The organism is Microbulbifer okhotskensis (assembly GCF_023895975.1).
Classification (GTDB): Bacteria; Pseudomonadota; Gammaproteobacteria; order Pseudomonadales; family Cellvibrionaceae; genus Microbulbifer; species Microbulbifer okhotskensis.
Window position 1 is genome coordinate 1 of record NZ_JALBWM010000025.1, and the last position, 13991, is coordinate 13991.

Below are 13991 nucleotides of genomic sequence, written 5' to 3' on the forward strand. Positions count from 1 at the left end.
CCGACTACCAATAATCCACTAGCAAGAGCGGTTACACAGAATTATTTACACCCTCCCCAGCTGTTGCATCATTTGTACTAGCTGCACTTTTAAAAGATAAATCGCATGGTTTGCACCCTTATCGCCCAGTGCGCAAACGCTATACATAAAGAAACGCCCTAAAAAAGCAAACTGAGGGGGTGTCTTTGATGCCTTATGAATTCGGAAGCAGAGTATTTCTGCCCTCATAGACAATATCGAGACCAGCTTTTAGTTTGCCCCATAATGGTCTCTGGAGGATTTCTGGGCCAGTAATTTTCGTGTGTCTAGCGCAATTTCAATTTTCTTTTTTGTAAAACTGTATGAGCAAGAGGGCGCTCAATGAGATAGTTGCGTAGTGTTAATTGTGAGCTACCCAATGCCTGTAACATTCCGGTGTTTGCTTGGAGTACCAGAGGATATCCCGAGAAACAGTGGTTTCACCTGCTATATATCTAGATAGCTTTGCCGGCAATCAGACTCGATTAAAGGTTACAGGGTGTCTTGAAGTTTTTACCATACTGGTTTCATACAGGCAGCTTTCGTGTTCGTCAAGAAAGGTGTTTGATCGCAGGACTGAAAAGTTGATCGCGGCTATTGACCTCAATCTAGGTTTAGGTATTAGACTCTCTCTGCATTGTTGGAAAGTCAGAATATTCGGAGGTAAATAACAATGGATACGAAAGAAATTAACCTGGAAAACTATCTCGAACGTATTGGTTTTAGTGGTAGGCCAGTTGCCAATCTACAATGCTTAAGAAAATTAGTGACCCAGCATATTCGCAGTATCCCTTTTGAGAATGTAACTTCATTTCTCGGTCGACCGGTGGACATTGAGCTGAAGTCTATAGAAAGTAAGCTTGTTATGCAGAGGCGTGGAGGTTACTGCTTTGAACAGAATTCGTTGCTGCGATCTGCGCTACAGAAAATAGGCTTTGCTGTCACCGACCTTGCTGCGCGCGTGCTTTGGCAAGTGCCTGTCGGGCACCCGGCTGCGCAATCCCATATGATCCTTATGGTTGAAGTTGAGGGTAAACGCTATTTATTGGATGCAGGGTTCGGCAGTAATACATTGACCGCACCATTGGAAATTGATATTGGCGCTCGACAAAGTACTCCTCATGGTGTCTATCGTTTGACTTTGTCAGATCAAGACTACTTACTGGAAGTTAATATTGCAGGTACTTGGGAACCCGTTTATAGCTTTGACCTAAGGCCACGGACCCTGGGCGATTATAAAATTGCCAATTGGTACTGTTGCACACACCCAAACTCTCGATTTGTAGAACATTTGATAGCAGCCCGGTCATTCCCAGAGGGTCGCCATGCCTTATTTAACCGTCAGTTAAGCTATCAGCCAGTAGTTGGCTCAAAAAGTGTTGTGATCTTAGCTGATGTAGAGGAACTTCGTGTCACTCTACTAGAAATTTTTGGTATCGAAGTCCCTTCAGACGCTGAGGTTGATTCGAAATTGACAAGGATATTCGAAAAGGTAATTCCTGGAGGCGTGGTTTGATGGTGCAAGTCGGTGTTGTTTACCACTCAATCTCAGGGAGCTGCAAAGCCCTGGCAGAGGCTGTAGCTGAGGGCGTCAACAATGAGCCAGGTTGCAAGGGAATTACACTTGTAATTGAGGGGAAGGATATCCACCAGGGGCGCTTCGACAACCCAGCTCTAATGACCCATTTAGATCAATGTGAGGCCGTAGTGTTAGGCTCACCCACCTTTATGGGGGCGGTGTCTGCGCAGTTCAAAGCGTTTATGGATGCTGCCAGTGAGCGTTACAGTAATCGCAGCTGGTTGGATAAGCTCGCGGCGGGATTTACTGTTGGCGGTAATTCTAGTGGAGATCAATTGGGTACCATACGGACGCTACAAATCTTTGCTGCACAAATGGGTATGCTGTGGGTCCCTATCGATATTCTGCCAAGCCAAGACCCTAAAGGCAGAAACCGCAGTGGCTGCCAGTCGGGGTTGGTTACTGTGGCGGAGAGTGCGGGGGGCATTCATGAATTGGATCGGCTCACAGCTAGCCACCTCGGTAATCGTGTAGCCCACTTGGCAAGCCGGATTTCACGACTTTGAAACGTGCCTGAACCAGGCTAACGATTCTTATGGAATTGCGATGACTGTCCCCATCATCTAGAGCCTGGATTGAAAAGCGTGGAATTTTTGGACGACTTAAGGTGTAAGGCTAGGTGGATTGGCAGAGGAACTACTGGTGCAGCGCCGAAGACCAGACTGCAAATTAAGTTCCAGTGACGGCTCGACCGAGTTCTTAACCCGATCCCGATCAATCAGGCGCACATTAACCGCAGGCATTTGACCCGTATTGGCAATAACAAAAGAATACACGTAACAAGTCGTTATCATTCAGCCGTTGATAATTTACGGTAGAAATATCTCGCGAAGCGTCATCAGTGGGGCAGCTAGTGGTGCAGAGAGGTTGATGGAACTGATTTGACGGTGAGCTTTACTGAGTATGCGATAATGACTATTAGCGGTGACCTATGCGCCACAAATCCTTTCTGGCCTGCCGTATTAACGCCCTGAGTGACGGTGTCTTTGCCATTGCAATGACGCTTCTAGTTTTCAATATCCAGATCCCTGATTGGGCCGATATAAAATTTGGGGAGAATTTTTATAGTAACTTTCGTCAACAGGTGCCCCATATCTTTTCCTGGTTGCTGAGCTTCGCAATTCTCTGCCGGCTTTGGCTTACTCACAATTATTTGATGTCTGATCATGAATCTAAGTCGATAGGTTTTACCGGTTTCAACTTCATGCTACTGGGGGCGGTGGCATTTATTCCTTTCCCTGCAGGTCTGATAGGTGAGTATCCGGAGCAGGCTTGGTCAGTGATATTACTGTCCAGCAGTTACGCCGTAGCTGCGCTTGCGATTGCAGGGATGTGGTGTATCGCGCCAAACCGCTCCAGTATGGCTGCACATCGGGTGCTTGTGGTAAGTATTGTGATGCTCGTGACTAGCGCCCTGGCCTGTGTATTGACTTTGTTTAACCCCTATTGGGGCTTGGTGGTTTGGATGATTTATGTGGTGGGTATAGCGCCACTGGCCTATTTTTTTGAGCGACACTTTTTTGTAGAGGAGGGCTAAACATTGGGGGGAGTGGCATAGCTGAGGCGTTGCAGTACTATGCCGACTCCCTGCTAAAAATTAGGTTAATTCCTTCACCATTTTGATATGGGGGATACCGGCTTCATAAAAGATTGTTCCCTCTACGATAAAGCCGGATCTGACATAGAAGCCTTCGGCATGCTGCTGGGCGTGTAAATAGACACGCTGATAGCCATTTTGTAGTGCATGATGACAAATAACTTTGAGTAGCTCGGCCCCTAACCCGAGGCCTCGGGAAGATTTTTTGATGGCCATACGTCCAATCTTGCCATCCGGGGTGAGACGCCCGGTGCCTACAGCTATATTGTCGGAAAAAACAAGGAAGTGCTCTGCTGTTTCTTCCTGCTCATCCCACTCCAAGTCAGCAGGTACTTGCTGTTCCTGGATAAATACCGCCTCTCGAATCGTACGAATTCTATGCCTGTCACTGTTCCAGCTGGCGTGGCGTACGAGTTCCCGCATATCAAAAATCCTCTGGAGGGTAGATTAAGGAACCCTGGGAAACCAGCTGATCAATCAAGCCGTCGGGTTGGGCAATTTCAGCAAACGTTTCGATATCAAGCCAGGAGACTTCATGGGACTCGGCAAATTTCGTGGCGAAAGCCAGCGGGGCAGGGAAGGGTTCGCCATCGACAAAAAGGGTGGAGGGTTCGCGGCAGAAAGCTGTGCGAGATGCCGGATTCAATAATAATGGTAAGCCCTGGGGCATTTGTTCGCGCCAGTCGGCGGCATCGCCTGCGTCCAGCGCGACGGTATCCGGGTATTTCACCTCCGTCATAACGGCACCAAACCATTGGGCAATTTTTTCGGGTTGTTGTAACCACGCGCTGAGTTGTTGCTGCAGCCGATTGACGGAGTTGGGGTCGATTTCTGCGGGGCTGCTCGAGACTTCTGCGCCGGCATCGGTATAGCGCTGGCTATCCGGTAAATCCATGGCCATTTCAGCGGCGAGGTCCTCGAGAATAAGTGCTGCAGAAGGTGCACGAAAGCCAAAGGAAATAGTGGTACAAGCGCCTTCGGCTATCCCCCAGTGGCTGTATTGTGGTGGAAGATAGAGCATATCTCCGGGCTCTAGCTCCCAACTATTTTCCGTATCGAACTCCTTCAGGATATTAAGCGGGGTGCTTCCGAGACGAGGGCTGGATTCATCCACTTTGGGGCCCTGCCGCCACAAGCGTTTACCCTCTGCCTGCAGAAGGAATACATCGTAATGATCATAGTGAGGGCCAACGCTACCTTTGTCGGCGGCGTAACTGATCATGACGTCGTCCAGGCGCCAGTCGGGAATAAAGCGGAAAAAATCTTTTAACTCGGCTACTTCTGATAACCACTGGTCTACAGCTTGTACCAGTAGAGTCCAATGGGAGGGTGGGAGGGAGAGAAAATCCTCTTCGGAAAAGGGGCCTGTGCGCAACTCCCAGGGGCCGCTTTTGCCATTTTCCAGAACCAAGCGGGACTCCACTGCTTCCTCCAAGGCCATGCCTGCGAGCTCCTCACCTGAAATTGGCGATTCAAAGTTGGCAAAAGCATTGCGTATCAGCAGAGGCTTTTGTTGCCAATAATCACGCATAAAAACTTCGATTGGCATATCGCCGAGGTGGGTAAGGGGGCTGGCCACAGTAACACTCACTATCAAAAAGGTGGGGTTGTTATGAGCTCTGAACTTTCCGGTGGGTGGAAGCTATTCAGGGCATCATTGGTTTTATTGGAGGATTAGCAGCCACTTTGGTGTGGCTGCTAGCAGGGCTCAATTAGATTTTGCGAGCCTGTTCAACAGCATTACCGATATAGGATGCTGGGGACATTTCCAAAAGGAGGCTTTTGGCTTCTGCAGGAATTTCCAGGTTCTCGATAAACACCTTTAGGGTTTCTCGGGTGATGCCCTGGCCGCGAGTAAGGGCTTTCAGTTTTTCGTAGGGCTCTTCAATATTGTAGCGGCGCATTACAGTTTGAATGGGCTCCGCCAATACTTCCCAGGCATTGTCCAGATCTTGTGCCAGGCGTGCGCGGTTGATTTCAAGTTTGTCCAAGCCTTTCATGGTGGCGGCATAGGCAATCGCAGAGTAACCCGCACCTACACCCATATTGCGCAGTACCGTGGAATCAGTCAGGTCACGCTGCCAGCGGGAGACGGGCAGTTTTGCCGCCAGGTGCTGGAATACGGCGTTTGCCAGACCGAGATTGCCTTCAGAGTTTTCAAAGTCGATAGGATTGACCTTGTGTGGCATCGTGGAAGAGCCCACTTCACCGGCAATCACTTTTTGCTTGAAGTAACCGAGGGAAATATAACCCCAAATATCGCGATCGAAGTCGATCAGGATGGTGTTAAAGCGTGCGACAGCATCGAACAGCTCGGCGATGTAGTCATGCGGCTCGATTTGGGTGGTGTAAGGGTTCCAGGTAATACCCAGTGAGGAGATAAATTCTTCTGCGTTTTGTTCCCAGTTGATATCTGGGTAAGCGGATAAGTGGGCATTGTAGTTCCCTACCGCACCATTGATTTTGCCGAGGAGGGGGACGGCAGTAATCTGGTCCACTTGGCGGCGCAGGCGTGCCACTACGTTGGCGAGTTCTTTACCGACGGTACTTGGGCTGGCTGTTTGGCCGTGAGTGCGGGAAAGCATGGGGACATCGGCAAATTCTTGTGCGAGGTTTGCGATGGTTGCAATCAATGCTTCCATTGCTGGCAGCATGACTTTATCGCGTCCTGCACCTAGCATCAAAGCGTGGGACAGGTTATTGATGTCCTCAGAGGTGCAGGCAAAGTGGACGAATTCGCTTACATTTGCCAGTTGAGCATTGCTGTTGATTTTGTCTTTGAGAAAGTACTCAACTGCTTTTACATCGTGATTGGTGGTGCGCTCAATTTCTTTGATACGCTTTGCATCTTCCAGGGAAAAATCTGTGACGATGCTGTTCAACAGTTGGTTAGCGGCTTCATCAAATGTCTCGACCTCGGCGATTTCTTTGTGTGCGGAGAGTTTTTGAAGCCAGCGCACTTCAACCTCTACGCGGGCGCGAATCAGGCCGTACTCACTGAAAATTTCACGCAGGGGGGCAGTCTTGCTCTCGTAGCGGCCATCAATAGGGGATACCGCTGTGAGGGCGGAAAGCTCAACTGTCATAGTAAATCTCCGAGATTAGTTTTTTGTCGATTCGATATGTGCGATCAGTTCGTTGGTCGCATTCAATAGTTTCTTGCGTTGGAACAGTAGGTGTAAGCGGCGCCCACCCAACTGTCGCCAAAGGGTTGCCGAACGAATACCAGCAAACAACATGGAGCGAATTTGATTGGCAATGCGCTGCTGTTGTAGGTAATTAAAATCGCCGAGGACCTGGATGCGAAAGCGAAAGGTGCCGAGCGTGTCGCTGTAGATACTAGCGAGATTGGAAAATACGTTCTCGTGAGTCGGTGCGAAGTGCTCGGCCTGGGTCTTGGCTTTGTCCAGGCGGTTACCAATGATAGATAGCAGGTCGTTTTTCTTACTGAGTTGTCTCTGCAGGTAGAGTATTGAAAGAGCGTAGCGCAAGCAGTCAGTGTACTCGGGGTGCTGCCGCGATTGCAGCAGTTGCCGGGATACCTGTAAGCCGGGCAGCACGTTTTCTGCCCCGGCAAAGACCTCTTCGGTGCGGTCGGGGTTGAGCTGAAAAAGGCTATGAACCCCGATTTCCAGCTGCGCTTGTGGTGCAGTGCCCGTTTTGGCCAGGCGCTCCACCAGTGTTGCGGATTGGAATATTCCGGCTAGTGCCAGTGCCTGATCCCGCCAGTTATTCAAAATTACTCCTTAGTCTTTCTTGTGTTTTTCCGGTACGGAGGTGCCGACTCCTGTCGCTTTCTCAATCACTGCACCGCCGAGGCAGATCTCACCATCGTACAGTACCAGAGATTGTCCTGGCGTGATCGCACGTTGCGGTTCGTCAAATTCAACTGTGAGGTTGCCACTTTTTTGCAAGTGAACAGTACAGTCTTGATCTGGCTGACGATAACGGGTTTTGGCTTGGCAGCGGAAGGTTTCTCCGGGAGCGGTGCCATTGATCCAGTGGGTTTGGGTTGCGTCGAGACCAGTCGCATATAAGAGCGGATGATGCGCGCCTTGGGCGACAATCAAAACATTGCGCTCCAGATCCTTTCCGGCGACATACCAGGGTTGGTCGCCGGCGCCTTTGACACCGCCGATACCCAAGCCTTGGCGCTGGCCGATGGTGTGATACATAAGGCCCGCATGGCGCCCCATAATTTTACCATCGGGTGTTTCCATATCACCGGGCTGTGCAGGTAAGTACTGTTCAAGGAAGTCTTTGAAACGGCGTTCGCCGATAAAGCAGATGCCGGTGCTGTCTTTCTTGTTGTGGGTGATAAAGCCATTTTCTTCAGCGATGCGTCGGACTTCAGGCTTTTCCAATTCCCCTAGAGGGAATAGGGAGCGAGCGAACTCAGATTCTCCCACTGCGTGCAGGAAATAACTCTGGTCCTTATTGCCGTCGAGACCTTTAAGCAGGTAGGTGCGGCCATCGATATCGCGGCGTCGGGTGTAGTGCCCGGTAGCAATCGCATCTGCTCCCAACACTTCGGCGTATTCGAGGAAGACTTTGAATTTGATCTCCCGGTTACACAGAATATCTGGGTTGGGTGTGCGCCCAGCCTTGTATTCCTCCAGGAAGTACTCAAATACTTGATCCCAGTACTCTGCGGCGAAATTGGCCGTGTGCAGCTTGATCCCCAGCTTTTCACAAACGGCCAGAGCGTCGGCTAGGTCTGCTTTTGCGGTGCAGTATTCGGTCCCGTCGTCCTCGTCCCAGTTCTTCATAAACAGGCCTTCTACTTGATAGCCCTGTTGGATCAGGAGAAGTGCTGCTACAGAGGAATCCACACCGCCGGACATTCCGACGATGACGCGCTTTGGCTGTTTGTTGTGCAAAAAATCAGGCATAAGAAGGACAGTTACTACTTCACTGATATGAAAAGGAGGCGAATTTTACCTGTGAAAGGCCTCTCTGACCAAGACCGCTTTGATCTTCTGCTATAGATTATCGTTTTCGGCGTGGCCGAGAGTGACCTGTTAAGGGTTTTGCTCGGGGTTTCTGCGGACTGAAAACTTCTTCTAGTCGATACTCGCCTGGTTGAAGCGAGTTAAGCTTCCAATTGCCAATAGACATTCGAACCAAGCGCAGGGTAGGAAAGCCCACGGCGGCAGTCATACGCCGCACTTGGCGATTGCGGCCCTCGTTGATGGTCAGCTCTAGCCAGCTGGTAGGAATTGACTGTCGTTTGCGAATGGGCGGGACGCGCGGCCAAAGCTCAACATTTGATAGACGTCGGGCTTTGGCGGGTGCGGTACGGCCGTCTTTTAGATCAACTCCTGCGCGCAATAAGCTAAGCCCCTCATCACTGATCTGGCCCTCCACTTGGGCCCAGTATGTTTTGGCCACCTTTTTCTTGGGGTGGCTGATCTGATGTTGTAGCGCTCCATCATCTGTTAGGAGTAGTAATCCTTCAGAATCGTGGTCCAGCCTGCCAGCGGCGTAGAAACCTTTGTGTTGGATATAGTTCGCCAGTGTGGCGCGATCTTGGCTATCCGTAAATTGGCTTAACACGCCAAAAGGCTTATTGAGGAGAATGATCTTTGTCATAAGAAAAATTGAGTATTGTAATCCAACTACAAAAATTAGCCGAGGCTGCTATAATCCGGCCGTTTTTTATCCCCGCCCAAAGGTCCCGGGGGAGCGGTGCAAGCAACGCTGGACCTAAAAAGCCATAGAATTTTGGGAGTTTACGCAATATGGGTCATATCCAAGTGCCGGCAGACGGCGAAAAAATTACAGTCAATTCCGACGGTTCGCTGAATGTTCCGAATCGCCCGGTTATTCCTTTCATCGAGGGTGACGGCATCGGAGTGGATATCACCCCGGTAATGCGCAAGGTAATTGATGCAGCAGTAGAAAAATCGTTCGCTGGCGACAAAAAAATCGAGTGGATGGAAATCTACTGCGGTGAAAAAGCGGCAGAGACCTATGCTGGCGACTGGTTCCCCGCTGAAACCCTCGAAGCCATCAAAGATTACGTTGTCAGCATCAAGGGTCCTTTGACCACTCCGGTTGGTGGTGGCTTCCGTTCCCTGAACGTTGCCTTGCGTCAGGAGCTAGATCTGTACGTATGTCAGCGCCCAGTTCGCTGGTTCAGCGGTGTACCTTCCCCGGTTAAAGAGCCGAACAAGGTAGACATGGTGATTTTCCGTGAAAACTCTGAAGATATCTACGCGGGTATCGAGTGGAAGGCGGACACCGACGAAGCGAAGAAGGTCATCAAGTTCCTGCAGGACGAGATGGGTGTTAAGAAGATTCGTTTCTCTGAAAATTGCGGTATCGGTGTTAAGCCGGTTTCTTCTGAGGGTACCAAGCGTCTTGTGCGCAAGGCTATCCAGTACGCTGTTGACCAGGATCGTGACTCAGTAACCCTGGTACACAAAGGCAATATCATGAAGTTCACCGAAGGTGCCTTCGCTGACTGGGGTTACGAGCTGGCTCGCGACGAGTTTGGTGCTGAGCCTCTGGATGGCGGTCCTTGGCATAGCTTTAAGAGCCCGAAGACTGGCAAAGAGATCGTTGTTAAAGACGTGATTGCCGATGCCATGCTGCAGCAGATCCTGTTGCGCCCGGCAGAGTATGATGTGATTGCTACCCTGAACCTGAACGGCGATTACCTGTCCGATGCCCTGGCAGCACAGGTTGGCGGTATTGGTATTGCTCCGGGTGCCAACTTGTCCGATGACGTTGCGCTGTTCGAAGCGACCCACGGAACTGCGCCTAAGTATGCGGGCCAGGACAAAGTAAACCCCGGCTCCCTGATTCTCTCTGCTGAGATGATGCTGCGCCACTTGGGTTGGAACGAAGCTGCGGATCTGGTTGTTAAAGGTGTGGAAGGGGCTATCGAAGCCAAAACCGTAACCTATGACTTCGAGCGTCTAATGGACGACGCTGAGCTGAAATCCTGCTCTGAGTTTGGTAGCGAAGTCATTAAACACATGGCTTAAGTTGCGATTTGGGGTGTTGGGCCAGTGATAACACTGACCCGCGCCCAACGCAAAAAGCCCTTCACTTCTGGTGAGGGGCTTTTTTTTATTTGCCTGCTGGGCAGTTACTAATCGATAGTTTCGGCTTCTTTCTCTCTGGACTTTTCGGTCTGTACGATCGCCGCGTCAGAATCAGCAGGAGTGCTCGATGCATTGGCATCGGTAGGCAGGCCGGAGATATTTGCGGCGTGGTAACCCTTGTCTCCTCTGATAATATCAAAAGTGACTTGTTGGCCAGCTTTTAGGGTTCGATAGCCTTCCATTTGAATTGCGGAATAGTGCGCGAACAGATCTTCCCCTCCTTCATCTGCAAGAATAAACCCATATCCCTTTGCGTTGTTGAACCACTTCACGGTACCGGTAGGCATAACGATTCCCTCTAATTGCCTGAGTGGCTCCTGGCCACCTTACAGAGTTTTTATATTTATTTGACCTGCTGGGTAGTCGACTGTGATCCTATCTGCGACTAACAATTGAGATAGCAGGCACTACCTCTTGTAGTCAACAGCCGGTGGAATGTCAAGGTTCCCCGTTGGTCGCTGTGCCGAAGGTCAAATAAGGTTACAATGTCACGTCATCGAAGGTTGCATTGGCTGCAATATTCGGGCTCGATAGAATTCATTGATAAATGTTATGAGTACTCCGCGAATCATTAAACTAAGCTCCAGTGACTCTGATGGCGACCGCCCCTACGACGATGATTTCGATGGGGGGTTGGCACTTGAAGAAGCGCCGCCTCAGTTGAAGCGGCCGTCGATGTATAAAGTCGTCATGCTCAATGATGACTACACCCCCATGGATTTTGTCGTTGAGACTTTGGAATTGTTTTTTTCAGTTAACCGGGAGCGCGCCACACAGTTGATGTTGCAGGTTCACACACGGGGAAAAGCAGTGTGCGGTGTCTATACTCGGGATATAGCGGAGACAAAGGCCGCGCAGGTCAATCAGTTCGCTCAAGAGAACGAGCACCCCCTCTTGTGTGAAATTGAGGCGGATGAAAGTAAAGAGGATTGATTCTGAAAAAAGCTGCTTTGAACAAAGGGTCCCGTCACCTGAAAGGAATCAGCCAGGATATAAACGCCGGCGAAGGGTGCGCGCCTACCAGCGGAGTCGGCGGGAAATATTGGCGATTAGGGTTTGAGGTTTAGATGCTCAGCAAGGACTTAGAGGTAACGCTTAATCTGGCGTTCAAAGGTGCGCGAGCGAAACGGCATGAGTTTATGACCGTCGAGCACCTGTTGCTGGCGCTCTTGGATAACGAATCTGCAGCAGACGTATTACATGCTTGTGGGGCGGATTTGAGTGCATTGCGCCGTGAACTCCTGGAGTTTGTTGACTCCACAACACCATTGATCCCCGAGGCTGATACGGATCGTGAGACCCAGCCGACACTCGGGTTCCAGAGGGTTTTGCAAAGAGCTGTATTCCACGTCCAGTCGTCCGGCAAAAAGGAAGTGACCGGGGCCAACGTTCTGGTTGCGATTTTCTGTGAGCAGGAAAGTCAGGCAGTTTACTATCTGAAGCAGCAGAGTGTTGCACGGATAGATGTGGTCAATTACATCACCCACGGTATCTCTCGTGTAGGTTCCAGTGGTAACAATCATCATCATGGCTCCGATACGTCACCCGAGCAGGTGGATGAGGAGATTAGCGGTGGGGCTGAACCCGGCGGCTCTGACCCGCTTGAAAGCTATGCGACCAACCTCAACCAGGAAGCGATACTCGGCCGAATCGATCCTCTGGTGGGACGGGCGCCGGAAGTTGAGCGGGTAACCCAGGTTCTCGCTCGCCGTCGCAAGAACAATCCCTTGTTGGTGGGGGAGTCGGGTGTTGGTAAGACCGCTATTGCTGAAGGTCTGGCCAGGCGCATCGTAGATGAGGATATTCCTGAGCCGCTCAAGGAAAGTACGATTTACTCCTTGGATCTGGGGTCCCTGTTAGCCGGCACCAAGTACCGTGGCGATTTTGAGAAGCGATTTAAGGCTCTGCTGGCCGAACTGAAGAAGCGTGAACACGCGGTACTGTTTATTGATGAAATTCATACGATTATCGGTGCTGGAGCGGCATCGGGCGGCGTTATGGATGCCTCCAATCTACTTAAGCCGCTACTGTCCAGTGGTCAGCTGCGCTGTATTGGCTCCACCACCTTCACTGAATATCGCGGCATTTTTGAGAAAGATCGCGCCCTATCACGCCGATTCCAGAAGATTGATGTGAGTGAGCCCTCGGTAGAGGAGACCGTACAAATTCTGCAGGGACTTAGAAGTTGCTTCGAGGATCACCATAAAGTTCGCTTTACCGATGCGGCTCTGGATGCAGCTGCCCAACTTTCCAGTCGCCATATCACTGAGCGATTCCTGCCAGATAAGGCCATTGACGTTATCGATGAAGCGGGCGCTTACCAGTCTCTGTTGTCTGCTGAAGATCGCAAAGAGGTTATTGGTGTCTGCGAGATAGAGATGGTCATCGCTAAGATGGCGCGAATTCCAGCAAAAAGTGTCTCTGCCTCAGATAAGGAACAGTTATCCCGCCTGGATGACAACCTGAAGATGGTTGTATTTGGTCAGGATAGTGCGATTGACGCGCTGGGTACTGCGATCAAATTGAGCCGCGCGGGTCTCGGTTCCGAAGAAAAACCGATAGGCTCCTTCCTTTTTTCTGGACCAACCGGTGTCGGTAAAACTGAACTTTGCCGCCAGTTGGCGAAGGTGATGGGAATTGAGTTGATACGCTTTGATATGTCTGAATATATGGAGCGCCACACGGTTTCGCGCTTAATTGGCGCTCCACCGGGATATGTGGGTTTTGATCAGGGTGGCCTCTTGACTGATTCGGTCACCAAGCACCCACACAGTGTGGTGCTGCTCGATGAGATCGAGAAAGCGCACGCTGAGGTGTTTAACCTGCTGCTGCAGGTAATGGATCACGGCACCCTGACCGACAACAACGGGCGCAAGGCCGATTTCCGTAATGTTATTTTAATCATGACGACCAATGCTGGCGCTGAAGTAATGAGTCGCCGTTCTATTGGTTTTTCTCATCAGGATCACTCCACCGATGGCATGGAGGAGATCAAAAAAATGTTTACCCCGGAATTCCGCAATCGCCTCGATAATATTATCCAGTTTGGCTCTCTGTCTCTGAGTGTGGTGAAAACGGTAGTGGATAAATTTATCGTCGAGTTGCAGGCGCAGCTGGATGATTCTAGGGTGACTTTAATTGTGGATGATGAGGCTCGCGAGTGGTTGGCTGCCCGAGGATATGACGAGAAAATGGGAGCGAGGCCGATGTCGCGGTTGATTCGTGACAAGTTGCGCAAGCCATTGGCAGAAGCCGTTCTTTTCGGAGAGTTGGCGGAAGAAGGTGGGCGCGTTAGCGTCACTATTGAAGATGATGAGCTGGCAATAAAGACAGCTATTCCCGCTTGATTCCAGCGTTGGATAAGCAACAAAAAAGCCACCGCATGGTGGCTTTTTTGTGTCCGGCCAAATTGCCTATCGGCGCTTTGGCCTTAGCGCAAATTAACGCGCGCGATAAGTGATACGACCCTTGCTTAGGTCGTATGGAGTCAGCTCCACTTTTACTTTGTCGCCGGTGAGGATGCGAATGTAGTTTTTGCGCATCTTTCCAGAGATATGCGCAATTACCACGTGTCCGTTTTCCAGTTTTACACGGAAAGTGGTGTTTGGCAGGGTGTCGACCACCTCGCCTTCCATTTCAATATAATCGTCTTTTGCCATGCGGCAGCAACCTTCCAATAACTTGA

Annotated in this window: 15 protein-coding genes; 6 read left to right on the forward strand and 9 right to left on the reverse strand. The window is 50.5% G+C overall.

Annotation, left to right across the window (positions count from 1 at the left end; genetic code table 11):
• Nucleotides 1-45 precede the first annotated feature (45 nt).
• A complete protein-coding gene (locus tag MO867_RS23950; protein WP_373565875.1) occupies nucleotides 46-228 on the reverse strand; it encodes an alpha-hydroxy-acid oxidizing protein in 183 nt (60 codons plus the stop codon).
• Between the two features lie 463 nt (nucleotides 229-691).
• On the opposite strand from MO867_RS23950, the gene MO867_RS08190 reads away from it, so the two are divergent.
• From MO867_RS08190 to MO867_RS08200, 3 genes are all read left to right on the forward strand, one after another.
• Nucleotides 692-1534 carry an arylamine N-acetyltransferase family protein gene (locus MO867_RS08190; RefSeq protein ID WP_252465852.1) on the forward strand — a complete coding sequence of 281 codons (843 nt, stop codon included), beginning with the start codon at nucleotides 692-694 and terminating at the stop codon, nucleotides 1532-1534.
• Nucleotides 1534-2103, forward strand: coding sequence for a flavodoxin family protein (locus MO867_RS08195; protein ID WP_252465898.1), 570 nt, complete (start codon nucleotides 1534-1536; stop codon nucleotides 2101-2103). Before MO867_RS08190 ends, MO867_RS08195 begins: the two co-directional genes overlap by 1 nt.
• 425 nt (nucleotides 2104-2528) lie before the next feature.
• The gene (locus MO867_RS08200) at nucleotides 2529-3134 is read left to right on the forward strand and encodes a TMEM175 family protein (protein WP_252465853.1); all 606 of its coding nucleotides are present in this window, start codon (nucleotides 2529-2531) and stop codon (nucleotides 3132-3134) included.
• Nucleotides 3135-3194: 60 nt separating this feature from the next.
• On the opposite strand, the gene MO867_RS08205 is transcribed toward MO867_RS08200, so the two are convergent.
• The 6 genes from MO867_RS08205 to MO867_RS08230 all read right to left on the reverse strand — a co-directional run bounded on the left by MO867_RS08205 (nucleotide 3195) and on the right by MO867_RS08230 (nucleotide 8786).
• Nucleotides 3195-3617, reverse strand: coding sequence for a GNAT family N-acetyltransferase (locus MO867_RS08205; RefSeq protein ID WP_252465855.1), 423 nt, complete (start codon nucleotides 3615-3617; stop codon nucleotides 3195-3197).
• A gap of 1 nt (nucleotide 3618) precedes the next feature.
• Nucleotides 3619-4773 carry a cupin domain-containing protein gene (locus MO867_RS08210; RefSeq protein ID WP_252465857.1) on the reverse strand — a complete coding sequence of 385 codons (1155 nt, stop codon included), beginning with the start codon at nucleotides 4771-4773 and terminating at the stop codon, nucleotides 3619-3621.
• 133 nt (nucleotides 4774-4906) lie between these two features.
• Nucleotides 4907-6280 (reverse strand): adenylosuccinate lyase, encoded by a 1374-nt coding sequence (gene purB, locus MO867_RS08215; protein WP_252465858.1) that lies wholly within the window; start codon nucleotides 6278-6280, stop codon nucleotides 4907-4909.
• A gap of 15 nt (nucleotides 6281-6295) precedes the next feature.
• Nucleotides 6296-6934 carry a high frequency lysogenization protein HflD gene (gene hflD, locus MO867_RS08220; RefSeq protein WP_252465899.1) on the reverse strand — a complete coding sequence of 213 codons (639 nt, stop codon included), beginning with the start codon at nucleotides 6932-6934 and terminating at the stop codon, nucleotides 6296-6298.
• A gap of 6 nt (nucleotides 6935-6940) precedes the next feature.
• Nucleotides 6941-8086 carry a tRNA 2-thiouridine(34) synthase MnmA gene (gene mnmA, locus MO867_RS08225; protein ID WP_252465860.1) on the reverse strand — a complete coding sequence of 382 codons (1146 nt, stop codon included), beginning with the start codon at nucleotides 8084-8086 and terminating at the stop codon, nucleotides 6941-6943.
• 97 nt (nucleotides 8087-8183) lie between these two features.
• A complete protein-coding gene (locus MO867_RS08230) occupies nucleotides 8184-8786 on the reverse strand; it encodes a pseudouridine synthase (RefSeq protein WP_252465862.1) in 603 nt (200 codons plus the stop codon).
• A gap of 149 nt (nucleotides 8787-8935) precedes the next feature.
• On the opposite strand from MO867_RS08230, the gene icd reads away from it, so the two are divergent.
• Entirely contained in the window at nucleotides 8936-10186 is a 1251-nt protein-coding gene (icd, locus tag MO867_RS08235) for an NADP-dependent isocitrate dehydrogenase (protein ID WP_252465864.1), read from the forward strand.
• Nucleotides 10187-10293: 107 nt separating this feature from the next.
• On the opposite strand, the gene cspD is transcribed toward icd, so the two are convergent.
• A complete protein-coding gene (gene cspD, locus MO867_RS08240; protein WP_305884238.1) occupies nucleotides 10294-10593 on the reverse strand; it encodes a cold shock domain-containing protein CspD in 300 nt (99 codons plus the stop codon).
• A 265-nt stretch (nucleotides 10594-10858) separates the two neighbouring features.
• Between cspD and clpS the strand changes: the two genes are divergently transcribed.
• Nucleotides 10859-11239: an ATP-dependent Clp protease adapter ClpS gene (clpS, locus tag MO867_RS08245; protein WP_252465866.1), complete on the forward strand. Its 381-nt coding sequence runs from the start codon at nucleotides 10859-10861 to the stop codon at nucleotides 11237-11239.
• Nucleotides 11240-11373: 134 nt separating this feature from the next.
• Nucleotides 11374-13653 (forward strand): ATP-dependent Clp protease ATP-binding subunit ClpA, encoded by a 2280-nt coding sequence (clpA, locus tag MO867_RS08250; RefSeq protein ID WP_252465867.1) that lies wholly within the window; start codon nucleotides 11374-11376, stop codon nucleotides 13651-13653.
• Between the two features lie 93 nt (nucleotides 13654-13746).
• Here clpA and infA read toward each other — a convergent pair whose 3' ends face one another.
• On the reverse strand, nucleotides 13747-13965 hold the full coding sequence (gene infA / locus MO867_RS08255) for a translation initiation factor IF-1 (protein WP_252465869.1): 219 nt from the start codon (nucleotides 13963-13965) through the stop codon (nucleotides 13747-13749).
• Between the last annotated feature and the right edge of the window lie 26 nt (nucleotides 13966-13991).